Below are 23,324 nucleotides of genomic sequence, written 5' to 3'. Positions count from 1 at the left end.
CCCGATAAACGGCCAGAGCGACCGGAGACCCGCATCATGAAACCGCAGCGCGAGTTCATCGCCGAGCGCCCCCTGGCCCAGCATTGCCCAGAGCTGCTCAAACGCGGCCCCGCGCCCGAAGACCTGCTGCACCTGCTGGAACGGATGGGCCAGCGTTTTGCCCGCCGCCTGTCAGGCGCCTTTGCCCCGCTGATGGGCGGCGAGGCCCCGATTGTGAGCTGCACCAGCCCGCGCGACTCCAAGCTGTCCAGCCTGAATTCCTCGATTGCCGCGCTGGCCGCCAACAGCCTGCTGGCGGTGGGCGGGCCGCAGACGCCGATGCTGGTCTCGATTGAGGCTGAACCTGTGCTGCGCATCGTCGATCGCGCCTTTGGCGGCAAGGGCGAGGCCCCGGCCCCCCTGCCCAAGCAATTTCCGCCTGCGGCCGATCTGATGATTGCCCGGCTTGAAGTGCTACTGGCCGAACATCTGATGGCGGCCGTGGCGGCCACCGCCGGACGCGCCGCCGATGCCCAGATCCCAGACGTCACCGCCATCCGCCGCAGCGGCAATCTGATCGACCTTTCGCCCTTTGACGACAATCTGCCGCTGGCGGTCCTTACGCTGGAGGTGGACGATGGCGGGGTGCTGCCATGGTTGATGACCGTGGCCATGCCCTTTGCCACGCTGGGGCGGATCTTTGGCTATGCCGAAAAGCCCGCGCGCCGCGCCGCGCCCTATTATCGCGGCGATCCGATGGCCGCGCCCTTTGGCGATGTGCCCGTCACGCTCAGCGCGGTGCTGGTCGATATGCGCGTGCCCTTTCCGGCCATCGCCACGCTGGCGCCGGGCGTCATCCTGCCCGTGGCGGTGTCGCGCCAGATCCCGCTGCGCGTGGGCGAAAACACCATTGCCCATGGCACCGTGGGCACGATGGACGACCGCGTGGCCGTGAAAATCGACAAAGCCTTTACCGATGAGAGGAACAACCCATGAATTTTGAAACTTCGCAGGGCTTTGGCGCGCGCGGCTTTGACTTCCTCAAGGATGTCGATGTGCGCCTCTCGGTCGAATTGGGCCGCACCGACATGAAGCTGAAGGATGTGCTGGCGCTGGGCGAGGAAAGCGTGGTGCTGCTCGATCGGCTGACCGATGAACTGCTCGACGTGATGGTCAACGGCAAGGTGATCGCCAAGGGCGAGATCGTGGCGCAGGGCAACCGCTTTGGCCTGCGCATTGTCGAAATGGCGGGCGCCGAGGACAGCCCCGAAATGCCCTCACCCACCGCGCGCGGTCGCGGCAGGGCCGCGGATCCCGAATAATGCTGTGGTATATCGCCAAGCTGTTGATCCTCCTGCCGCTGATCGGCGGCATGATCTGGGGCAGCCTGAAACTGTCGCAGAAATTCCAGTCGCGCTTTATGGCCGCCGGGCAGGGCCGCCGTATCCGCATCGTGGAAACCGTGATGCTCAGCCCGACCCAGAAGCTGGCGGTGATCGCCTTTCACGGGCGCGAGATTCTGGTGGCCAGCACGCGCCATGGCATGACGCGCCTGTCCGAGGTTGAGGTGATCGACGGCGAGGCGTTTGAGGAAAATTTCCGCGACGGTGCCGATTTCGCCCAGACCTTGCGGAGGCTCGACAAATGAGGCGGATGAGCCGCGCCCTATTGGCGATCCCCATGCTGTTGCACGCAGGCGCGGCGATGGCGCAGGCGGCCCCGCCGGGGTCGGCGATTCCCGGCGCGCTCGACCGGGCCTTTACCTCGATGAACGGCGGGCCGGGGGGCGGCATGACGCTCTCGATGCAGATGCTGCTCATCATGGGCCTGCTCTCGATCCTGCCCACGCTGATCCTGATGATGACCAGCTTTACGCGCGTGCTGGTGGTCTTTTCGATCCTGCGCCAAGCGATGGGGTTGCAGCAATCGCCTCCCAATCAGGTGCTGATCGGGCTGGCGCTGTTCCTCTCGCTTTTCATCATGACGCCCACGCTCGACAAGGTGAACGCCAATGCGATCGCCCCCTATTCGGCGGGGCAGATCAACGCCCAGCAGGCGATTGCGGCATCGGGAGTGGAATTTCACGCCTTCATGATCCGCCAGACGCGCCGCGCCGACCTGCAGATGTTTGCCGATATGGCCAAGGCGCCCAAATTCAACCGGCCCGAGGATGTGCCCTTCTCGATCCTGCTGCCGGCCTATGTCACGTCTGAATTGAAGACCGCGTTTCAGATCGGCTTCATGCTCTATCTGCCCTTTCTGGTGATCGACCTTGTGGTCTCGGCGGTGTTGATGAGCCTTGGCATGATGATGCTCAGCCCGGCGATGATTTCCCTGCCGTTCAAGCTGTTGCTTTTCGTGCTGGTCGATGGCTGGGCGCTGCTGATGGGCAGCCTTGCGGCCTCGTTCAACTGATGGACGAGACCTCTCCCCTCCTCGCGCTGGCCGACCGGATGCTTTATGTGGTCGCGCTGTGCGGCGCGCCGGTGCTGCTCACCAGCCTTGCCGTCGGCCTTGTCGTCTCGATCTTTCAGGCCGCCACCTCGGTCAACGAACAGACCTTGACCTTCATCCCCAAGGTGGTCGCCACCGGGCTGGTGCTGGTGCTGTTTGGCGCGGGGATGCTGGGCCTGATCGAGGATTTCGCCCGCGAGATCTTTGCCGCCATCGCCCATCTGGGCGCGATGCCCGGTCAATAGGGGCGGCGCGCAATGATCGGCCTCGATTTCGGCTTTGGCCCGCTTCAGGATGAATTCTTCCGCTGGATGTTCCTGATGACGCGGATCGGGGCCGCGCTGGTGGCCGCGCCCTTTTTCGGCATGATGAACATTCCGGTGCAGGTCCGCGTGATTACGGCGGGCGCGATTGCCGTGCTGGTGGCGGCCTGGACCGATACGGCGATGCCCGCCCATCTCTTCTCGCTCTCAGGGATGCTGGCCGTGGCGGGCGAGGTGCTGGTGGGCACGGTGATGGGCTTTGTCCTGCAATTCGCCTTTGCCGCCCCGGCGATTGCCGCCGAGCTGATCGGATCGGGCATGGGCCTGTCGATGGCCTCGACCGTTGACCCGCAGAACGGCACCCATTCGCCCGCGCTGGGGCAATATTTCACCGTGGTGCTGACGCTGGTGTTCTTTGGGCTTGGCTGTCATCTGCAATGGATCGCGCTGGTCGTCAAAAGCTATGAGGTCTTTGCGCCCGGCCACACATGGATCGGGCCGGAGCGGATACAGGCGATCCTCTCCTTCGGCTCGGTGCTGTTTGCCACCGCCGTCGCCATGGCGCTGCCGGTGACGCTGCTGTTGCTGCTGGTGCTGGTGGTGGCGGGGGTGTTGTCGCGCTCGGCCCCGGCGCTCAACCTGTTTTCGCTGGGCCTGCCCGCCGCGATTGCCGCCGGCTTTGCCGCCTTGCTGGCCACCAGCCCGATGCTGACCGACCGGATGGTTGAATTGTCGGCCGATGCGATCCGCGCCGCCGCGGGCATGATCGGGGCATAAGGCCATGGCAGAGGAAGGCCCCGGCGAAAAGACCCATGCCCCAACCGCCAAGCGGCTGAAAGAGGCCGCCGAAAACGGCGACGTCCTGCGCTCGCGCGATTTGGCCGTGGCGATCACGATGCTGCTGGCCGCCGCCTTCTTGCGCACCGCCGGGCCTTGGATGCTCGATGCGCTGACCCAGGTGATGCGGACCGGCTTTACCTGGGACCGGGGCATCATCGAGGATTTCAACCCCGCGCGCATGGCCGCCACCGCACTGTGGCTGACAGCGCCCCCGGTGCTCGTGCTGGGCCTGCTGATGGCGGCCATGGCGATCATCACCCAGCTCGGCCCCTCGCCGGGCGGGCGTTTCATGATGAGCAATGTTGCCCCCAAATTCAGCCGGTTGAACCCGATGGCGGGGTTTAAGCGCATGTTTGGCGCCAATGGCTGGATCGAGGTGGGCAAAGGGCTGCTCAAGCTGGGCCTGCTGGGCGCGATCGCGTGGTTCTGGGCCGGATCGCGGATCGAGCCGATGCTCGAACTGGGCGCGGTGGGGCTGGCGGGGCAATTGAATTTTGCGTGGGATGCGCTGACCAGCCTGCTGTTTCAATTGTCGGGCGGGCTGATCATTATCGCCCTATTCGATTTTCCGGTGCAATGGATCCGCCGGATGCGGCGGCTGCGCATGAGCCTTGAGGAAATCAAGGAGGAGAACAAGCAGCAGGAAGGCAGCCCCGAGGCCAAGGGCGCGCAAAAACGCCGCCAGCGTCAGGTCGCAATGGGCGCCATCGCCACCGCCATGGCCAAGGCGCAATTCGTGGTCACCAACCCCACCCATTTCGCCGTCGCGCTGACCTATGATCCCGAAGTGGCCGCCGCGCCCTATGTGCTGGCCAAGGGGCGGGGCGAAAAGGCGCTGGCGATCCGCGAACTGGCGGGCGAACGCGCGCTGCCCTGTCTGGAATTTCCCGGCCTTGCCCGCGCGATCTATTACACCACCCGCGAACAGCAGATGATCCGCGAGGAACTCTATATCGCGGTCGCGGCGGTCCTGTCCTTCGTCTTTGCCCTCAAACGCGGCGAAAACCGCCCTGCGCCCACTATCGACGTGCCGGTCGACCTGCGTTTCGACGGCGATGGGCGCCCCGATCCCGCCAATGATTATGATCCCTTCGCCGCCCCTTAAGTCGCGCCTCCATCGGACGTTCTTTCACCCATGACCACGACCAGCGCCACATCCAGCACCAGCACGGCGTCGACCACGACGACGACGACCAGCCAATCGGCCGGTTCGGTCGGCTCCCAGTTGCTCACCTCGCTGGGCGTGGGGACCGGGATCGACATGACCGCCATGGCGACCAACATCGCCACCGCGCAATATGCCACCCAGACCGACGCGCTCAACAGCCGCCTGTCGAACGTCGCGCTCCAGATCTCGCAGGCCTCGCAGTTGAAGAGCGATCTGCTCACGCTCTCCTCGTCCTTTTCCTCGCTGATCGACAGCGGCAACCTGCTGCCCGCGCCCAACGTGACCAACGCCTCGGTGGCCAGCGCCACGCTGCCCAGCGGCAGCAGCGGCATCACCGGCACCTATTCGCTCGAAGTCACCGCATTGGCCCAGCCGCAGGTGTTGGCCACCACCGGCTTTTCAGCGGGCGCCGCCACGATGAAGGCAGGCACGCTGACCTTTGATTTCGGCACGAGCAACGGCACCACCTTTACCCCCGATGCCAGCCGCACGTCCAAGACCATCACCATTGCCGATGGCGCCACGCTGGCCCAGGTGGCCAGCGCCGTGAACAGCGCGCGCATGGGCGTCACCGCCTATGTGGCCACCAACGCCAACGGATCGCAATTGGTGTTCAAGGGGACGGAAGGGGCCGCCAACGGCTTTACCATCACCGCCAATGACACCTCGACCGGGGCCAGCACCGGGGCCAGCAGCCTGAGCACACTGGCCTATGATCCGGGCGCGGCATCGGCCACCATCAGCCGCCAACAGGCCGCAGGCGATGCCGCCTACAAGCTGGACGGCATTGCGCGGACCAGCAACAGCAACACGATCGACAATGCCGCCCCCGGCCTCTCGCTGAAACTGACGGGCACCAACAGCGGCAATCCCACCACGATCACCTATTCCGATCCGTCCAGCGGCATCACCTCGACCATGTCCAATCTGGTCGGCGCGCTCAATGCGATCATGACCGAATTGAACACCGACATGTCGGCCGCCACCGGCAACCTGTATAATGATCAGGGCGCCAAGGCCGTCTCGCGCGCCTTTTCGCAATTGGCGGGCACGACGATCATGAAAAACGCCGCCGACGGCGAGCCCAAAACGCTCGCTGATCTGGGCGTTTCGACCAAGAAGGACGGCTCTTTCGCGCTGGACACGGCCAAGCTAGCCAAGGCGCTGGCCAACAATCCGACGGCGGTGGCCGCGATGTTCACCAAGGGCGTCAACGGCATCTACAGCACCGTCTATAAAATGACCTCATCGCTGACCACCAGCACCGACACCGGATCGCTGGCCGGATCGATCACGCGCTATACCACCCAACAGACGACGCTGACCACGCAGAAAACCAAGCTGGGCGACCAGCAGGCGGCGCTGCGCGCAAGGCTGATCACGCAATATGCCGCCGCCAACAGCACCGTGGCCAACTCCAATTCTACGCTGAGCTATCTGAAGAATCAGATCGCGGCGTGGAACAAGACGAACAATTAAGAAGGACCGCTCGACATGCTAGCCCGCCGCAATCCTGGCGAAGTCTATCGCCGGGTGGATTTCGATGCCCGTGTTTCCGGGGCGACGCCGGGCGAACTGGTGCGCCTGTGCTATGAACAGCTGGTCTCCTCGCTGGGCGGCGCGTTGATCGCGGCGCAGCGCGGCGACAATCAGATGAAGAGCCAGATGCTGACCCGCGCGATTTCGGCGCTCAACGCGCTGCATATGGGCGTGGCGGGCGAGGATGGGATCGCGGGGGCACTGATTCACTTCTACACCGCCACGCGCCGCGCGGTACTCGACAGCGTGCTGGATTTCGACGCGGATACTATCGCCCAGGTGCGGCAGGACTTCATCGACATCTCCGAAAGCATGAACCGGGCCGCCCATTGAGGGCATATGACCGCCTGATGATCATCGGACCGATGAAATTCATGCGGCTGTGAAAATTTTTGGGCCGATGTTCTAAGGTCACTATGACGGACCGAAAGAAAAAATTCCTTCAATACAAGAACTAGGCAGGCCATATTCGGTGTTAGACCGTAGTCCATCAAGCCATGAGGGCCGAGAATAAGGATAAGCACCTATATCCCTATGAATGAAACGGTTTTGGATCGAACGCTACGCCGTAACGGAGCCAGTTAACATCCAATGCCTAGGCAAAATTTGCTAGGCATTAACCAAGGCCAATTCAGGGGGTGAGGTTACATTGAATAACGGGACCAGCCTTTTTCTCGTCGATGGAGACGTCCGCCGTCGCGCTGCCATTTCGCACCTGCTTGCGGGCAGCGCCGTGCATGTCGAACCTTTCGAGGATCCATCCGAACTGATCGCACGCTGGCCCAAATCCGGGCTGCTGCTGGTGCATGATGACGGCCGATCGATCGGTATGCTGCTGGCCCAAATGGGTCGGCTGGGCCAATGGCTTCCCGTCATCGGCTTTGCCCAGGAGCCCAGCACGCGGCAGGTTGTCGGCGCCGTGCTCGAAGGCGCAATCGATTATGTCTCTTGGCCTTTCACGCGCGAGGAAATCATCGGCGTGGTCGAACAGGCCGAGGCCAAGGCCGAAGTCTTTGGCAGCGCCAAGCTGCGCGAGGCGCTGGCCCGAAGCCGCGTCGACCGCCTGACCAAGCGCGAGCGCGAGGTGCTGGCTGGCGTGGCGGGCGGCCTGTCCAACCGGATGATCGGCGAAAAGCTCTCGATCTCGCCGCGCACGGTGGAAATCCACCGCGCCAACATGCTGACCAAAATGGGCGCCAACCATACGTCCGAGGCGATCCGCATTGCGATTGAGGCGGCTCTGGTCAGTTGATCCCGGCTTCGATCCGTCGGCGTGGAGCTGGTGGCAAAGAAAAGCGGCGCTCCACGGGGGCGCCGCTTTTCTTGATCGGCCCAATAAGGGCAAAACCATCGGAAATGGTGCGATCTGCACCCCGTACAGAGGCCGCCGCTACACAGCGCAGCGCGGCCTCTTTGCGCCTCAGCCCTGATTACACGATGCCATCAAGGCCACGCCCAATTCATCGAGCGGGAGAACCTTTTCCGCCGCATTGGCGGCCACGGCCGCTGCCGGGGTTTCGCCCACGGTGGCGGTGGCGGGATCCTCGACAAAGGTGCGCGATCCGGCATCGCGCAGCAGGCGCAGCCCCTTGGCCCCGTCGCCACCCATGCCGGTCAGGATCGCGCCGACGGCAGGCACCCCCGCACGCGCCATCGTGCCGAACAGCAGCGTGGCCGAGGGGCGCGCACCATCGACCGGATCACGCTGAACCATGCGCAGGCGCGGCGGCGTGCCGGGTTCGAACACGACATGCTTTTCCGGATCGGCGGCAATATGGATCATGCCCGGCGTCAGCGTGGCGCCATCCTTGGCCATGGCGATCTTGCACTTCAATTCGCCCGCCATGCGCGCGATAAATGTATCGACCAGCGCAGGCTCGCTTTGCAGCACGATCACCGTGGGCGGACATTCGGCGGGGAAATCGACCAGCATCTGTGTTAACGCATCAATGCCGCCCATCGAGGTGGCCATCGCCAAATAGTGACCGTTCCAGGTGAACTGCACTTCGCTATGGCGGGCCTCGCGGTGGCTGGTTTTTTGCGCCTTCACATTGGAATTGGCGGCGGCCAGCACGATTTTGCCCAGCTTGCCCACGGTCTTGGCAAATTGCTCGGGCGTGGCTTTCAGCGGCTTGGGAAAACATTCCACCGCGCCCAGCGCATAGGCCTTGAGCGAAGTCTCGGTCCCGCTCTGGGTCAGCGAGGAGAGCATGACCACAGGCAGCGGGTTGGTCGACATGATTTCTTCCAGAAACTCGATGCCGCTCATGCCCGGCATTTCCACGTCCAGCGTCACCACATTGGGCTTGAGCTGGGCGATCTGGTCGCGGGCCTCGTCCGCATTGGCGGCGGTGCCGATCACGGTCACATTGCGCTGTTGCTCCAACACATCGGAAAACAGCGCTCGCATGGCGGCAGAATCGTCCACAACCAGCACACGTGCATCGTTCATTGTCGCAACTTCCCGTCTTGGTTTGATACAGTGGCCATCGCGGCCTGTGTCGCCATGTTTAACCGTGATTCACAAAGCAAATACCCGCGCCTGACTAGGGGGTTAGGCCTAATCGCCGCCTAAGCATGACAGGGTGCGGCGCGGGGCAAAAGGCGCAGGGGATCGCGGAAAATCCCGCAAATTCAGACTCGTATTGTCGTTTACGGGTGAAGAACAAGCCGCAACTGAAGCGCGCCTGCAACTGCGCATTGTCATCCGCAGGGGTCACGATGCGGCGATTTGTCCCGCCCCTCTGAACGCATGCGTCGTGGCGGGCCTTAACGATATTTGGCGTGACGGCTTATTCTGCCACCCCGGCATCTGCCTTCCCCCCGCCGCACCGGCGCGTGGGCGATTCGTTGAAGGACCGCTTTGGACATTCCGAACCCGCCGCATGCCAGCCCCGCGCCGGCATGAAACGAAACGAATGCTGCGCGCCCTGGCCCCGCGCCGCGCGGGCAAAAGCCCGAATTTACGCGCCATCGCGGCCAAGTTTCTACCGCTGCGTGAAGATGGCGGGGCAAATTCCCCGCGATTCTACAGAGGCACGCGCAAACATGACGTTGCCAACCAATGCCTATGATTAACCACAAGGGAAAGCGTGTCTTTCGGGCCTCTCACAATACCCGGGACCAACGCCGAGGGAACAGACAATGCTCGACTGGTTTTCAAAGCAGGCTCCGATCCGGACCAAATTTCATACATTGACGGCGCTGGTGGCGGCGCTGGGCACGGCAAGCGTTGCGGCCAATTTGCTTGAGGGCGATGGCGCGCTGTCTGCCGGGGCGGCCATTGCGATCTCGGCGGGCGCCATGGCGCTCGCCGTTTTGAGCGTGGCCGTGGCGGGGCGGATCATCTCGGCCCCCTATGTCGCATCCGTGGTGCGCATGGAGGACCTGGCCTCCGGCGATCTCGACACGGCGATCCGCCACACCGAATATGGCGATTGCGTCGGCCGCATGTCGCGCGCGATGGAGGTTTTCCGCGCCACCGCGCATGAGCGCAGAGCGCAAAACGAGCAGTATCAGCATCTCGAAACGCTGTTCAACCAGGTGGGCGAGGGCCTGCGCAAACTGGGCCGCAACGAGCTGGATTGCCATATCGGCAACCCGTTCCCCGGCCGTTATGATCAGGTGCGCAAGGATTTCAACACGGCGGTCGCCTCTTTGTCCGACACGATCGCCGCGGTTGCGGCCAGCGCGCTCCACGTCCTGAACGGGGCGAATGAAATCCACACCGCCTCCAACGACCTGTCGCATCGCAACGAGCAGCAGGCCGCCACGCTGGAGGAAACCGCCGCGGCGATGAATCAGGTGACGGAGGGCGTGCGGGAGAGCGCCCGCAGCGCGCTTGATGTGCAAAAGTCGATCACCGAGGCCCATGTCGAAGCCACCGAGGGCGGCGTGGTCGTCAGCCGCGCGGTCGAGGCCATGTCGGCCATCGAACGCAGCGCGCAGGAAATCAACCAGATCATCGGCGTCATCGACGGCATCGCATTCCAGACCAACCTCCTCGCGCTGAACGCCGGGGTGGAAGCGGCGCGGGCCGGGGATGCGGGCAAGGGCTTTGCGGTCGTTGCCAATGAAGTGCGCGCCCTGGCCCAGCGCAGCGCGGATGCGGCCAAGGAAATCAAGTCGCTGATCACCACATCGAGCGAGCAGGTCGCAGGCGGCGTGACGCTGGTGCGCGAAACCGGCACCTTGCTGGGCAAGATCGTGAACCGGGTGGGCGAAATCACGGGCCTTGTGGGCGAGATCGCCGAAAATGCCGATGTTCAGGCCAGCGGGCTGGAAATGGTCAACACCGCCGTTGGCGACATGGACCGCGTGACCCAGCAGAACGCGGCCATGGTGGAAGAAGCCACCGCCGCCGCGCGCAGTCTGGCCGATGAGGCGCGCGAGTTGAACACCGTGGTCAGCCGGTTCCACATGGACGGAGCGCCCGACAGCTATGCCTCGCCCGGCCGCGGGCATCAGAGCCACGAAGCCCCCGTGCCCTTTGTCCGCCAAAGCGCCCGCAGCGCGCCGCGCCTTGCGGCCACCGCCACCGCCACCGCCACGCCTGCGCGCGCGGCAGGCGGCATGGTTCAGGGCAATCTGGCCATCAAGCCGCAGGCCGAAGCCGCCACCGATGACTGGTCGGAATTCTGATCCTTTGGGCCAAGCCCCAACCCCAAGACGGGAATTTGCATGATGCGCAAGATTGTCCTGCCCGCCCGATGCGACCGGGCCGCCACCGAGGCGCTGTTGCCCGAATTTCAGGCCGCGCTGGGCGCCGGGCCGCTCTCGATCGACGCCAGTGAGACCAAACAGGTCGGTCAGGCCATGCTGCAACTGCTGCTCAGCGCGCGGCGCACCGGCGATGGCGCGACGATCAATCCGTCCTCCGCCCTGCGTGAGGCGGCCCGGCTGACGGGTCTGGAAAACGCGCTGTTTGAAGGGAACATGGTATGAGCCCGGAAGAAATTCAGGGGATCTTCTTCGTCGAATGCGAAGAATCGCTGGCCTCGGCCGAGCAGGGTCTGGCCGCATGCAAGGCCGGAACCCAGGACAGCGACACCGTCAACGCGATTTTCCGCGCGGTGCATTCGATCAAGGGCGGCGCGGGCGCTTTCGGCTTTGAGGCGCTTCAGGCCTTTACCCACACGTTTGAAACGCTGCTTTCGGATGTGCGCGAAAATCTGGTGCCGATCACGCCCACGCTGATCGATCTGCTGCTGCGCGCGCTCGATGTCCTTTCCGATCATGTCACGGCCGCGCGCGATGGCGGCAGCCCGCCCGAGGACGCCTCGCTGATCCGCGAGATGGAAGGCGCGATGGCGAATGCACAGGGGGCAAACGCACAGAGGGCCAATGCCCCGGTCGCACCCGAAGCCGCCACCCATGCCGTCACCTTTGACGAAGACGACATGACCAGCGACCTGGATCTCGATGATCTGCTCAATGATCTGGCCGGGGGGGCGCCTGCGCAAGACGGGCCGAGCGGGTGGAAGGTGCATCTGCGCCCCCACGCGGGCGCGATGCGCAATGGCGGCGAACCGTTGCTGCTGCTGCGCGAACTGGCCGCGCTAGGCGCGGTGGCGTGCGAATGCGACCTGACCTCGATCCCCGCGCTCGATGATTTCGATCCGCATCAGGGCTATCTGGGCTGGACCTATCTGGTCCCCAACGATGTCTCGGAAGCCAGCGTGCGCGACATCTTTGATTTTGTGGGCGATGATTGCCCGATCGCCATCGGCCCGGAGGCAACGATCCCGCCGATCCAGTTCGAACCGTCCGCCGCGATGCCCGCCCCCGCGCCTTCTGCGCCCAAGGCGGTTGCGCCCGCGCCCGTTGCCGTGCAGGCTCCCGTTGCGGCCAGCGCGGCCCCGGCTCCGGCGCCCGCCGCCGCTCCGCCCGTTGCGCCCGAAGCCGCCGCCGCCTCTGGCAGCGCGTCGCCCGCCGCCCCCGCGCCGGGCCAATCGATCCGCATCGATCTGGTCAAGCTGGACAAGCTGATCGACACAGTGGGCGAACTGGTGATCGCCCAGGCGATGCTGGCCCAGCGGCTCCAGAACGAGAATGTCCAGTCGGTCGAGGAGCTGACCCTGCTGGAAAGCCTGACGCGCGACATTCAGGAAAGCGCGATGTCGATCCGCGCCCAACCCATCGGCAGCGTGTTCAGCCGCGTGCCCCGCATTCTTCGAGAACTGTCGGCCAGCACGGGCAAGCATGTGAACCTGCAGGTTTTTGGCGAGACCACCGAACTGGACAAGACCGTCATCGAGCGGCTGGGCGAGCCTTTGACTCACCTGATCCGCAATGCGGTGGACCATGGCATCGAAAGCCCCGAGGACCGTCTGGCCAAGGGCAAGAGCCCGGAAGGCACGCTGACCCTCTCGGCCGAGCATCGTTCGGGCCGCATCCTGATCAAGATTGCCGACGATGGCGCCGGGATCAACCGCGCCCGCGTCTTTGCCAAGGCGGTGGAAAAGGGCATCGTCGCCCCCGACGCCGTGATGTCCAAGGAAGAGATCGAGCAATTAATCTTTGCCGCCGGTTTTTCGACTGCGGCCACCATCACCAATGTCTCGGGCCGGGGCGTGGGCATGGATGTGGTGCGCCAGAACGTCAAGGATCTGGGCGGGCGCATTTCCATCGAATCCGAAGAGGGCAAGGGCACGACCTTCATCCTCACCCTCCCGCTGACGCTGGCCATTTCCGATGGCATGATCGTCAAGGTGGGTGACCAGACGCTGGTGGTGCCGCTGACCCATGTGGTCGAAAGCCTGCGCCCCGAACCCAAGGATGTGCAGGGCCTGGGCTCCAGCCGCCAGATGCTCAACGTGCGCGGGCGGTTCATTCCGGTGGTTTCCGTGGCCGAGGCGGTGGGCGCCTATGATGCGGTCGACAATCCCTCGCAGGGCGTGCTGATCGTGGTGGACACCGAAAGCGCAGGACAGGCCGCGCTGCTGGTCGACAATATCTGGGACCAGCGCCAGTTCGTCATCAAGAGCCTCGACACCCATTACCGCAATGTGGACGGTGTGGCGGGCGCGACCATCCTTGGCGATGGGCGCGTGGCGCTGATCCTCAATGTCGATACGCTGGTCCAGGGCGCGGTTTCGGCCGGTTTCGGGCTGGAAGCGGCATGAGCATCACGGCCGATCTTGCAGGCACATTCGCCGATGCCATGCCCGGCATCAGCCCCGGCGTCTATGACGAGCGGGACTTTCGGGCCGTGGCGGCGATCGTGTACCGCGAGGCGGGGATCATGCTGCCTGCGGGCAAGGCGATGCTGGTCTATTCGCGCCTCGCCCCGCTGGTGCGCGCCAGCGGCCTTGGCACCTTTGCCGCCTATATCCGCCATGTCGAGGTGGATGCTGGCGAAAGGCGCAAGACGATCAACGCGCTGACCACCAACCACACGTTCTTTTACCGCGAGGCGCATCATTTCGAACATTTCGCCCGCGTTGCGCGCCCGCAATTGCTGGCCGATCTGAACCATGGCGAGGCGGTGCGCATGTGGTCGGCGGGATGTTCGAGCGGCGAGGAGGTGTTTTCGCTGACCATGACCATGCTGGGCCATGATCGCCATGAGGGCGCGCAGATCGCTCGCCGCGACATCCGCATTCTGGCCAGCGACATTGCCGACCATGCGCTGAAAAAGGCCGGTGAGGGGCGCTATGGCGCCAGCGACGGCGACGCCCTGCCCGCCGATCTGCGCCAGAACTGGACCAGTACGCAGGGCAAGGAGATGGTGATCGGGCCCGAGGCGCGCTCGCTGGTTCAGTTCAAACGGCTGAATTTGCAGGGTGACTGGCCGATGCGCCGTCCGTTTCAGGTCATCTTCTGCCGCAATGTGATGATCTATTTCGACCAACCGACCAAGGACCGGCTGGTCGCCCGTTTTGCCGAGGCGCTGTGCCCCGGCGGGTTTCTTTATATCGGCCATTCGGAGCGCGTGTCGGGCCCTGCCGAGGGTCTGCTCGAACCGGTCGGCCCCACGATTTATCACAGGAGAGGTCGGTGACGATCCGCGTCTTGATCATTGATGATTCGGCCACGATGCGCGCGGTGCTGGCCGCGCGCCTGTCGGGCAATCCGGATATTCAGGTGGTGGGCCTTGCCAACAATGCCGCCGAGGGGCGCCAGCTTATCAAGGAGCTTGAGCCCGATGTGGTGACGCTGGACATCGAAATGCCGGGCATGAACGGCCTCGATTTCCTTGACAAGATCATGACGCTGCGGCCCATGCCGGTCATCATCGTTTCGGGCCTTACCGCCGCGGGCAGCGATGCCACGGCCCGCGCGCTCGCGCTGGGCGCGGTCGATTGCTATTGCAAGACCGACTATTCGGGCGCGGCGATGCAGGATGGCGGCAAACTGGCCGGAATGGTGCGTCAGGCCGCGCAAGTGACCGTGCGCCGCCGCGCGCCCGAGGTCCACCACATGGCCGATCCCGTCCGCGCCATCAGCGTCGGCCAGGGCCGCACCAACACCCGCGTGATCGCCATCGGCTCGTCCACAGGCGGGGTCGAGGCGCTGCAGGTATTGCTGCGCAATTTCCCCGAGGATTGCCCACCCACGCTGATCGTTCAGCATGTCGATGCGCGCTTTGCGCCCGCGATTGCCCGCACGCTCAATCAGGCCTCGCCCGCAACGGTGCAATTGGCCGAACCCGACATGCCGCTCAAACGCGGGCATATCTATCTGGCGCCGGGCGATGATCGCCACCTGATGGTGGCGGGCACGAACACGCTTCATGCCAAGCTGCGGCCGGGCGAGCTGATCTCGGGCCACCGGCCCAGCGTGGATGCGCTGTTTGCCTCGGTGGCGCAGCGGATCGGGGCCGATGCCATCGGCATCCTGTTGACCGGCATGGGCGCGGACGGGGCCAAGGGGCTGCTGGCCATGAGCCAGGCCGGCGCGCTGACCATTGCCCAGGACGAGGCCAGCTGCACCGTGTTCGGCATGCCGCGCGTCGCCATTTCACTGGGCGCGGCGCAGGTCGTCGCTCCGCTGGGCCGGATTGCCCAACATGCCTTTTCGTAAATCGGGGGAAACCGACCATGCCACCTGAATCCTCCCCCGCCTCTCCGGTCACGCGGATCAACATTCTTCAGGGCCAGGCCCGCGTTTCGGCCGGGCCGCGTGTGGAATTTTCCACCGTGCTGGGCAGTTGCGTGGCCACATGCCTGTTTGATCCCCAGATCGAGGTGGGCGGGATGAACCACTTTCTGTTGGCCGAACCGCCGCCCAACACCCACAGCGGCGATTTCGACGAACATTACGGCGTCTATCTGATGGAACTGCTGATCAACGAGATGTTGGCCCATGGCGCGGCCAAATCGCGGATGCGCGCCCATCTTTACGGGGGCGCCAATCTTAACAGCGGCTTTGCCCGGATCGGCACCAAAAACGCCGAATTCGCCCGCACCTTTCTGGCCAGCGAGCGCATCACCGTGGTGCGCGAGGATCTGGGCGGGATGAATGCAAGGCGCGTCGATTTCCGCCCTGCGCGCGGCCAGGTGCGCTGTCGGACGGTGGAAAACACTCTGGCCCCCGAACCCAAACCCATCGTGCGCCCCGCCGTTTCGCGCGGCGATGTCGAACTGTTTTAACGAAAGTGACCCTGCCCATGGACAAGACTACCCGCATTTTGACCGTTGACGACAGCGCAAGCATGCGCGCCCTGCTGAACCATGCGCTGACCAGCCAGGGCTTTGACGTTGCGCAGGCCGAGGACGGCGAGGTCGCCCTCGAATGGCTGGCGCTCAACGAGGTTGATGTGGTCATCACCGACATCAACATGCCCCGCCTCGACGGCTTTGGCCTGATCGAAAAACTGCGTCAGGGCAACCGCCACCGCGACCGGCCGATTCTGGTGCTGACCACCGAATCCAGCGAAGAAAAGAAGGCCCGCGCCCGCCAGGCCGGCGCCACCGGCTGGATCGTCAAGCCGTTTGACCCGGAAAAGCTGGTCGCCGCCGTGCGCCGCGTTTCCCACTGATATTGCCAAAGGAGCGATTCCATGCACCGTGAACTCATCACTTTCGAAGTCGGCGGGCAGGTTTTCGGCATCGACATCATGGCCATCCGCGAAATCCGCGCGTGGAGCCCGGCCACCCGTCTGCCGCGTGTGCCGCATTATGTGGCGGGCGTTGTCAATCTGCGCGGCTCGGTGCTGCCGGTGATTGATCTGGCCGCGCGGCTGGGCTGGGCGCCGACCGAGCCGACCCCGCGCCATGCGATCATCGTCACGCAACTGGGCGCGCAGGTGTGCGGCCTGATTGTCGATTCGGTCAGCGACATCGTGACCATCAACAAAGACACGCTGCAGCCCCCGCCCACCACCGCCAATGACAGCATCATTTCCTTTATCGAAGGGCTGGCCGCGATCGAGGATCGCATGGTGATGGTGCTCAATCTGGCGGCTCTGGCCGATGGCGACGAGTTTGGCGAGGCCGCATGACCGAGGATACCGCCATGCCCGATCCTGCCCGAATTGCCGCGCATCTGACCACGGTGGCCGATGTGCTGGGCGAACTGGCCGCCGAGATCGAGGAACTGGGCACCACGCTCTGCCTTGATCCGGCGATCATCGCCCATCATGTCGGCACGCTGCAGTCGATTGACCTTATCGCCCAAAAACAGCGCTGGCTGGCCACGCTGCTGCATGCCGATTGTCCGCTTTCGGCGGTCGATACAATCGGGGTCGAGGCGCTCAAGGCACGCTTTGCCGCGCCGCGCGCGCATTGATCAAGGGAGGCATTGCGGCCGGTGCATTGCCCCCTTTCGAGCTTCAGTTGAGCAGCGTCCCGGCGGGCCGCTGCCAGGGATTGTCGGCGCCGGCATCACCGCCCTGCGGCCAGCCTTCGCCGCCTTGCGGCCAGGCGTCCGCAGCCGGGGCCCAGATCTCGGCGGGCTGCGGCCGGATTTCACGCTCGCGCGGGGCCGCCATTTCGCCCTGGGTCACCTGAGCCAGCGCGGCAAGCAGGGCCGACGTGAGCGCCATGGCCAGACTGCCCCCTTGCGAGGTCAGGTCCTCCTCCATCCCGAGCAGGAAGACCGAGGCCAGCCACGCGCCATCGATCGAACGCGACATCAGATAGCTGGCATCCTCAGGCAGCAATGACAAAGCCACACTCTCAAGCGCGCCTTCTTCGATCAGGCATTCGATCCGCGCCATGGGAGGCAGGTGCGAGAGAACCACAGCCGGGTCAAAGCCGTTGACCGCGCGAGGATTCTCGGGCGCCTGCATCATCAGCGCATGAGCCAGCCGCAGGCAATCAGCCTCGGCATCCGAGTCGGCCAGGACACAATCGCGACACAATTCAGCCAGGCGCAGGCGCCATTCGCTGATCGTCATGGTCAAGGCTTTGGTGGGGGTGTGGGTGCGTTGGGTCATGTCCATTTCATCCGCCGCGCCGCGAAAGGAATCAACGATAACGGATGTAGTTAATGCGCGCGAACTGTTCCGCTTTGAGACTTAACAAGTAGTTATACAGATAGGCCGCGCTCGACAAGTCACAATATGGGACGGATTTGGCGCCATTCGTGATCGCGCACCCGCACCGCATCATATCATTCCGCATCGGCGCGCGAATCGTGAATCCATCACTATCTCGCATATGCAGCAACAGATTCCGCCGCAACTTTGCGGCGCAGCATGCAATTCCTGTTGATGCAGCAAGGCATTTGTACTAATTACCAAGACAAGCCCCAAAAGGGCGGCCAACAGTGGATTTGACGTCAACTTCGCCATCGGCGTGGTTCACCGAAAATCTCTGGCGGTCATGAACAGTATTCTGTTCACAGGAGAAGATGCCATGTGTTTCATGCTCGCCGCTTTGCCGGCGACCGGGGATTTTGATGCCCCGGTAAAAGCGAGACTCGCCTACCGCGCCGTTCGGGCGCCGGTGGGGCGGCATGCGGGGATCAACCCGGCTGCGGTGGTGTTTGGTCCGCCCGGTCAGGATGTGATCACCACGCCGCTTTGATCCATGTTTCATGAGCGACCGGGCCGAGGCCCCGGCGCAACAATCCGATCACCATTTTGCCCAAACCCATCGCGTGCGGGGTCGATAGGATCCAGCCGTCGGCGGTTTGCCCCCTGCCAGATCGACGGCTGAAGGCGGTGGCTACAACGGGAGGGCAGTCGCATGGCGAATGCACCTGCCGTTCCCGGCATTCCGGCATGCCGGATGGATGAAAAAGGGACGGATAGACGGAAAAGGAAAGTTGGCCGTCCCCGCCGGTGGGACCCACAATTTTCCAAACGCAGCCCTTCGGGGCTGCACCCCCTTCACCTGCGTTCTTGCGCAGGTGAACAAGCCGGCAGCGACGCATCGACCCCATCGCTGCCGGCTTGCTTTCTTTTTGCGCCGCACATGCCAAAAGGCCGCCAAGGGGATGACCCCAAGGCGGCCCTTTTGCTTGGCGCGCAGCGCCGATCAGATGATCAGAACTTCACGCCCAGCTTGGCATAGTAATAGCCGCCGTTGATCCCCACCGAGGAGAAGGAAGGATACTGGCTGACATAGGCGGTGGAGGCGGCATCGAACTGCTGTTGACGGGCAAAAGCAGGGATCTTGTCAGGATAGATGCCGAACAGATTGTTCGCACCGATCGAGAACTTGATGTCGCGGGTAAAGGCAAAGGTGCCTTCCAGATCGGTCACGAACATCGTGCCGACGCGCTGATAGTAGTCCTCGGCCTTCTGCGCGGTCTGGGCCAGCAGCTTGGCGGGGCCATAGACCGATTCGCGCAGGTTGACGCTGAACTTGCCGCTTTCCCAATAGGTGTTAAAGGTCGCGCGCCACTTGGGCGTGGTGTCGGTCAGAGCAGACTTGGAATATTTGTCGAAAATGCCCTGATCCGGGTTGATGTTCGAGGGCGGCGGGTTGGTGCCCTTGACCGTCGTTTCGTTGTAATTGGCCGACAGCGACAGATCGACACGGCCGCCCAAGGCGCGGGTATTATAGGTGGCGAGGAAATCGACACCGCGCGTCAGCGTACGCAGGCCGTTGACGAAGGAGTTGATCGTCAGCGAGCCCGATTGGCCGCCGTTGATCGTGTCGATAATCGAGGTGATCGGCACGCCATTGTTATACAGTGCAGTCAGCACCGAGGGCGAAACAATCACGCTGTTGGGGCAGGCCGAGGTGGGATTGGAAGCCTTGAAGCTGGCCAGCGCGGCGCTCAGGTTCGTCGAGGACGAGAAACCGCCGGGCAGGTATTTACAATTGTTCGAATAGCCCAGGAAGCCCGAGGACTGCACGATGCGATCGCGCAGATAGATCGAGTAAGCGTCGATCGTGATCGTCAGCTTGGGCAGCGGGTTGAGCACGATGCCGAGGCTGAGGTTGGTGGACTTCTCCGGCTTGAGGCCCGAAATGCCCAGCGCCGAGGCGCCCGCCGAATTGGGCGCAAACACGCCCGAGAGCGAAGCCGGGCCGACGTTGATGCCCGAATAGAACCCTTCGGCCAGCGTGGGGGCGCGGAAACCGGTCGAAACCGTGCCGCGCACCGCAATCGCCGGACTGAAATCATAGCGGCTGGTCAGCTTGAAGACAGTGGTGTCGCCAAAGTCGGAATAATGCTCATGACGCACCGCGCCATCGACCAGCCATTTGGCAACCGGCTTGAACGAGACATCGAAATATTGCGAGAAGTTGGTGCGGCTGTTGTTGCTGGCATTGGCGGGCGAATAGCCGAAGAAGGACTGGATACCGCCTGCAAGCTTGCCGGTGCCGACATAATAGGAGGCCGCCTCGCCCGCGCCCAGCGCGTAGGTATCGCGCCGCCATTCGCCGCCCGCGGCCAGATGGACCGGCTCGGACAGGCCGACTTCCAGTTCATGGGTGCCATCGAGGTTGACGGTGAATTGCGAGGCGGTGAACGAACCGTCATACACATCGCGCGGGGTATAACCGGCGCGGGTGGCCGTCGAGGAGTCGTAATAGAGCGCGGCATTGGCCGAGTTCACCACGTAAACCTTGTTCACGTCCTTGCCATAGGTGGCGGACAGATCGACCGTCGATTTGCCAAACGTGCCCTTGACCCCGCCCGTCCAGGCAAAGTCGGTTTCCTTGAGCGCCTCAAGGGGCGAAAAGCCCAGCGGGAAAGGAATATCGCCCGAAGCCAGCGAACCGGCTGCCGGAGCCACCACCGCGCTTTGCCCATAGACCACGTTGGGCAGGCGGTAGTTCTGATAGGTGCTGCCGGTGCGGGTGGAATAGGAACCGAAAGAGTAGATCTCGATATCCTGAATGCCGGTATAGCCCATGTTGTAGAACATGTTGGTGAGCGCCATGCGGCCATCGCCAAAGATGCGGTTCACATAGGGATAATTGGCCGCAGACGTCAGACCCGGAAAGCGCGAGAGCAGCGTGGCGCCCTGCGTCGTGCCCGAAACCACGCGCGGATCGAGATCGCCGCGGAAGCTGTAATCCTTGACCTTATGCTGAACGGTCAGGTTAAGATACATGTTCTCCACCGGCGCCATGCCGATGTTGCCTGCCAGTTCATAGTTGAAACCGTCGCCCGCATAATACTGGCCCACCGAGCCGCTGATATAGCCGCCCTTGTCCTTCTTTTTCAGGATCAGGTTGACCACGCCCGCCACCGCGTCCGTGCCATATTGCGCCGCCGCGCCGTCCTGCAGCACTTCGACATGCTCCACCGCTTCCATCGGGATGAGGCCCATGTCGGGAGCAGCCGCACCGGTCCACATCGCATTGGTCACCACCACGTTGGCGGTGCCGTGGCGACGCTTGCCGTTGATCATCACCAGCGTGTGGTTGGGGTTAAGCCCGCGCAGCTTCACCGAGGGGTGGAACGCGGTCATGTCATTGCCAAAGGTCTGGATCTGGATGCTGGGCACCGAGAGCGAGAGCGCGGTGTTGATGTCCGAGCGGCCCGCGCGCGCCATCAGGTCGGAACTGAGCACCTGAACCGGGGCCGGGCTGTCGCCCGCCTTGAGCCCCGTGGTGCGCGTGCCGGTCACGATGATCGCGGTGCCTTCCTCGGCGGCAGCGGCGGCGGCAGGTTCGGCGGCAAAGGCCGAAGTCGCGCCCAGAACGGTGCTGGACAGCAGCGTTGCGAGCGCAACCTTCTTGATGGCGTGCATGAAAGTCCCCCTGAACAGGCCGCGCCTGCTGCAAAGCAGCAAGAACCCGTCACCAAAAGCGCTTTCGCTTTTGATTTGGTACGCGGCGAAAATTTTAAAACATTCGTGACGAGGCGGACGACGCAGTTTCCCTCTACGCCATCGCCTTTCGCAAATGCACAATTTTCCGTCCAAAATGCCCATACGCCGATTTGCGTACCGGCCTGTTCGCTTGCGAAACTGGACTGTTCATCGGGCAAAATCGCGCCAATATGATCGCTGATATGCCGCCGAAACGGCGCATGCCATGGAACATGAGGAAGCCTATTTATGCTGCGTAAAATGCTGAAAACCGCCGGATGTGCCGCTCTACTGCCGATCGTGATGGCGGCGGCCCCGGCCCAGGCGCAGGTGACTCGCATCAAGACCAATCCCTCGGCCTTTATCCTGGACGGGGTGCGCGTGGCGCCCGGCAATGAAATCTACTTCCTCTCCGGCCAGCTTGCCTCGCCCATCGATCCGGCCAAGGCCACCACGATGGAGGATTTCGGCGATACCAAGACGCAGACCGTCAGCGTGCTGAACAAGATCAAGAAGCAGCTGGAATCGCAGGGCTATTCGATCAAGGACGTGGTCAAGATGACGCTGTTCATCGCCGCCGATCCCAAGCTGGGCAAGATCGACTTTGCCGGGGCCAATGCCGGTTTCAAGGAATTCTTCGGCAGCGCGGAAAATCCCGACACCGTGGCGCGCTCGGCGTTTCAGGTGGCCAATCTGGTGGCGCCGCAATTCCTGATCGAGATCGAGGCGATTGCCGCCAAGAAGCCCGCCCCCGCCGCCAAGCCCAAGAAGTAAAACCCGCATAATCGGAAGAGATAGCACCGGTCCTGGCGCGATGGTCGGACCGGTGCCTGTCGCCGCGTCATTCTTCGCCATTCAGGTGGCGCGGCGACAGTTTTGTCAGTCGGCAAATCGCCTCCGCGATTTGCCTGCGGCGCCAGCCCTCTCCCCCGGCCCTGCCACCCAATAGCTTACCCTGATAGGGCAGCAGGGCCGGGGGAGAGGGCTGGCACCGGGATCTTACTGCTCGATAATCCTGATCGCGATGGCGGCGGCGGCCGAGCGCTTTTCGACGCCCAGCTTCACATAAATCCGCTCCAGATGCTTCTGAACGGTGCGCGGGCTGATATCCAGCACGTCGGAAATATCGTTGCTGGCCTTGCCATAGCCCACCCACAGCAGCACCTCGGCCTCGCGCTGGGTGAGGTCCAGACTGTCGCGCAATTTTGCGACATTCTGTTCGTGGCTGATCTCATTGAGGCGGATCAGCACCTCATTCTCGCGGTAATGGGCGATCACCAGCAGTTCGAGCGAACTTTCGCCAAATTCGCCCTTCACCGCCGAACCCGGCTTGCCCCCGCGTTGCAGCAAACGCTCGACCAGCAGCCCCACAGCCGGCGGCAAGCCGCCCTCGCGGTTCCAGTCGGGCACGAGCCGCGCGATGGCCTGCTCGGCGCGCGGCGTGCACCACAGCATGCGCCCCTGCGCATCGGTGGCCATCATCAGGCGTCCGGTGGCATCAAGACTGGCCACGCTGGCATGCATCGCGCGGCTCTGCGCCATATGCACCCGCACGCGCGCGATCAGCTCCATCAGATTGACGGGCTTGCGCACATAGTCGGTGCCGCCCACCTCAAACGCCTCGACCACATGCTCGCTCTCGGTCAGGCCGGTCATGAAGATCACGGGCACATTGGCCAGTTCGGGCCGCGCCTTGATCCGCGCGGTGGTTTCAAACCCGTCGATGCCCGGCATCACCGCGTCCATCAAAATCAGATCGGGCAGGATATGGCCCAACAGATCGAGTGCGGCCTGCCCCGAGGTCGCCACCAGAACGCTCAACTCCGCGCCTTCCAGCGCAGCGGTGAGCATGCGCAGCGAATCCGGTTCGTCATCGACGACCAGCACGGTCTGCGTATGAACAGGCAGCGACATGCAG

At 63.5% G+C, this 23,324-nt stretch carries 25 protein-coding genes; 21 read left to right on the top strand and 4 right to left on the bottom strand.

The window, feature by feature from the left end; translation table 11 throughout:
- The first annotated feature begins 36 nt into the window (after positions 1 to 36).
- From PQ467_RS04215 to PQ467_RS04170, 10 genes are all read left to right on the top strand, one after another.
- Positions 37 to 975, top strand: coding sequence for a flagellar motor switch protein FliM (locus PQ467_RS04215; RefSeq protein WP_274175302.1), 939 nt, complete (start codon positions 37 to 39; stop codon positions 973 to 975).
- Positions 972 to 1,301, top strand: a complete 330-nt coding sequence (fliN, locus tag PQ467_RS04210; RefSeq protein ID WP_274175301.1) for a flagellar motor switch protein FliN — start codon at positions 972 to 974, stop codon at positions 1,299 to 1,301. The genes PQ467_RS04215 and fliN overlap by 4 nt, the downstream gene beginning before the upstream one ends.
- On the top strand, positions 1,301 to 1,627 hold the full coding sequence (locus tag PQ467_RS04205; protein ID WP_274175300.1) for a flagellar biosynthetic protein FliO: 327 nt from the start codon (positions 1,301 to 1,303) through the stop codon (positions 1,625 to 1,627). Before fliN ends, PQ467_RS04205 begins: the two co-directional genes overlap by 1 nt.
- Positions 1,624 to 2,394: a flagellar type III secretion system pore protein FliP gene (gene fliP, locus PQ467_RS04200; RefSeq protein ID WP_274175299.1), complete on the top strand. Its 771-nt coding sequence runs from the start codon at positions 1,624 to 1,626 to the stop codon at positions 2,392 to 2,394. The genes PQ467_RS04205 and fliP overlap by 4 nt, the downstream gene beginning before the upstream one ends.
- Positions 2,394 to 2,678: a flagellar biosynthetic protein FliQ gene (locus PQ467_RS04195; RefSeq protein ID WP_168604284.1), complete on the top strand. Its 285-nt coding sequence runs from the start codon at positions 2,394 to 2,396 to the stop codon at positions 2,676 to 2,678. The genes fliP and PQ467_RS04195 overlap by 1 nt, the downstream gene beginning before the upstream one ends.
- A 12-nt stretch (positions 2,679 to 2,690) precedes the next feature.
- The gene (fliR, locus tag PQ467_RS04190; RefSeq protein WP_274175298.1) at positions 2,691 to 3,473 is read left to right on the top strand and encodes a flagellar biosynthetic protein FliR; all 783 of its coding nucleotides are present in this window, start codon (positions 2,691 to 2,693) and stop codon (positions 3,471 to 3,473) included.
- Positions 3,474 to 3,477: 4 nt separating this feature from the next.
- Entirely contained in the window at positions 3,478 to 4,641 is a 1,164-nt protein-coding gene (locus tag PQ467_RS04185) for an EscU/YscU/HrcU family type III secretion system export apparatus switch protein (protein ID WP_274175297.1), read from the top strand.
- Positions 4,642 to 4,671: 30 nt separating this feature from the next.
- Entirely contained in the window at positions 4,672 to 6,183 is a 1,512-nt protein-coding gene (gene fliD, locus PQ467_RS04180) for a flagellar filament capping protein FliD (protein ID WP_274175296.1), read from the top strand.
- A 15-nt stretch (positions 6,184 to 6,198) separates the two neighbouring features.
- Positions 6,199 to 6,576, top strand: a complete 378-nt coding sequence (locus tag PQ467_RS04175) for a flagellar export chaperone FliS (RefSeq protein ID WP_274175295.1) — start codon at positions 6,199 to 6,201, stop codon at positions 6,574 to 6,576.
- A gap of 316 nt (positions 6,577 to 6,892) precedes the next feature.
- On the top strand, positions 6,893 to 7,495 hold the full coding sequence (locus tag PQ467_RS04170) for a response regulator transcription factor (protein WP_274175294.1): 603 nt from the start codon (positions 6,893 to 6,895) through the stop codon (positions 7,493 to 7,495).
- A gap of 168 nt (positions 7,496 to 7,663) precedes the next feature.
- On the opposite strand, the gene PQ467_RS04165 is transcribed toward PQ467_RS04170, so the two are convergent.
- Positions 7,664 to 8,695: a chemotaxis protein CheB gene (locus PQ467_RS04165; protein WP_274175293.1), complete on the bottom strand. Its 1,032-nt coding sequence runs from the start codon at positions 8,693 to 8,695 to the stop codon at positions 7,664 to 7,666.
- A gap of 692 nt (positions 8,696 to 9,387) precedes the next feature.
- Here PQ467_RS04165 and PQ467_RS04160 point away from each other — a divergent pair.
- From PQ467_RS04160 to PQ467_RS04120, 9 genes are read left to right on the top strand one after another with little or no spacing between them, the layout of a single operon-like run.
- Positions 9,388 to 10,884 (top strand): methyl-accepting chemotaxis protein, encoded by a 1,497-nt coding sequence (locus PQ467_RS04160; protein ID WP_274175292.1) that lies wholly within the window; start codon positions 9,388 to 9,390, stop codon positions 10,882 to 10,884.
- 39 nt (positions 10,885 to 10,923) lie between these two features.
- On the top strand, positions 10,924 to 11,187 hold the full coding sequence (locus PQ467_RS04155) for an STAS domain-containing protein (protein WP_274175291.1): 264 nt from the start codon (positions 10,924 to 10,926) through the stop codon (positions 11,185 to 11,187).
- On the top strand, positions 11,184 to 13,367 hold the full coding sequence (locus PQ467_RS04150) for a chemotaxis protein CheA (protein ID WP_274175290.1): 2,184 nt from the start codon (positions 11,184 to 11,186) through the stop codon (positions 13,365 to 13,367). Before PQ467_RS04155 ends, PQ467_RS04150 begins: the two co-directional genes overlap by 4 nt.
- Complete coding sequence (locus PQ467_RS04145; protein WP_274175289.1) at positions 13,364 to 14,245, top strand: CheR family methyltransferase; 882 nt, start codon at positions 13,364 to 13,366, stop codon at positions 14,243 to 14,245. The genes PQ467_RS04150 and PQ467_RS04145 overlap by 4 nt, the downstream gene beginning before the upstream one ends.
- Positions 14,242 to 15,267, top strand: a complete 1,026-nt coding sequence (locus PQ467_RS04140; protein WP_274175288.1) for a protein-glutamate methylesterase/protein-glutamine glutaminase — start codon at positions 14,242 to 14,244, stop codon at positions 15,265 to 15,267. Before PQ467_RS04145 ends, PQ467_RS04140 begins: the two co-directional genes overlap by 4 nt.
- A gap of 17 nt (positions 15,268 to 15,284) precedes the next feature.
- The gene (locus PQ467_RS04135; RefSeq protein WP_274175287.1) at positions 15,285 to 15,836 is read left to right on the top strand and encodes a chemotaxis protein CheD; all 552 of its coding nucleotides are present in this window, start codon (positions 15,285 to 15,287) and stop codon (positions 15,834 to 15,836) included.
- Positions 15,837 to 15,853: 17 nt separating this feature from the next.
- On the top strand, positions 15,854 to 16,225 hold the full coding sequence (locus tag PQ467_RS04130) for a response regulator (RefSeq protein ID WP_183627435.1): 372 nt from the start codon (positions 15,854 to 15,856) through the stop codon (positions 16,223 to 16,225).
- Positions 16,226 to 16,246: 21 nt separating this feature from the next.
- On the top strand, positions 16,247 to 16,687 hold the full coding sequence (locus tag PQ467_RS04125) for a chemotaxis protein CheW (protein WP_274175286.1): 441 nt from the start codon (positions 16,247 to 16,249) through the stop codon (positions 16,685 to 16,687).
- A complete protein-coding gene (locus tag PQ467_RS04120; RefSeq protein ID WP_274175285.1) occupies positions 16,684 to 16,974 on the top strand; it encodes a hypothetical protein in 291 nt (96 codons plus the stop codon). The genes PQ467_RS04125 and PQ467_RS04120 overlap by 4 nt, the downstream gene beginning before the upstream one ends.
- A gap of 43 nt (positions 16,975 to 17,017) precedes the next feature.
- Here the strand turns inward: PQ467_RS04120 and PQ467_RS04115 are convergent, their stop codons facing one another.
- On the bottom strand, positions 17,018 to 17,623 hold the full coding sequence (locus PQ467_RS04115) for a hypothetical protein (protein WP_274175284.1): 606 nt from the start codon (positions 17,621 to 17,623) through the stop codon (positions 17,018 to 17,020).
- 388 nt (positions 17,624 to 18,011) lie between these two features.
- Between PQ467_RS04115 and PQ467_RS04110 the strand changes: the two genes are divergently transcribed.
- A complete protein-coding gene (locus PQ467_RS04110; RefSeq protein ID WP_274175283.1) occupies positions 18,012 to 18,215 on the top strand; it encodes a hypothetical protein in 204 nt (67 codons plus the stop codon).
- A 461-nt stretch (positions 18,216 to 18,676) separates the two neighbouring features.
- Here the strand turns inward: PQ467_RS04110 and PQ467_RS04105 are convergent, their stop codons facing one another.
- Positions 18,677 to 21,346, bottom strand: coding sequence for a TonB-dependent receptor plug domain-containing protein (locus PQ467_RS04105; RefSeq protein WP_274175282.1), 2,670 nt, complete (start codon positions 21,344 to 21,346; stop codon positions 18,677 to 18,679).
- A gap of 309 nt (positions 21,347 to 21,655) precedes the next feature.
- On the opposite strand from PQ467_RS04105, the gene PQ467_RS04100 reads away from it, so the two are divergent.
- Entirely contained in the window at positions 21,656 to 22,180 is a 525-nt protein-coding gene (locus tag PQ467_RS04100) for a Rid family hydrolase (protein ID WP_274175281.1), read from the top strand.
- Positions 22,181 to 22,405: 225 nt separating this feature from the next.
- Here PQ467_RS04100 and PQ467_RS04095 read toward each other — a convergent pair whose 3' ends face one another.
- Positions 22,406 to 23,320, bottom strand: a complete 915-nt coding sequence (locus PQ467_RS04095; RefSeq protein WP_274175280.1) for a response regulator transcription factor — start codon at positions 23,318 to 23,320, stop codon at positions 22,406 to 22,408.
- Positions 23,321 to 23,324 lie beyond the last annotated feature (4 nt).

Origin of the sequence: Novosphingobium sp. KACC 22771 (genome assembly GCF_028736195.1) — a bacterium.
Lineage (GTDB): Bacteria > Pseudomonadota > Alphaproteobacteria > Sphingomonadales > Sphingomonadaceae > Novosphingobium.
The sequence above is the reverse complement of the archived record's forward strand: the minus strand, read 5'-3'. Positions and strand labels throughout refer to the sequence as shown.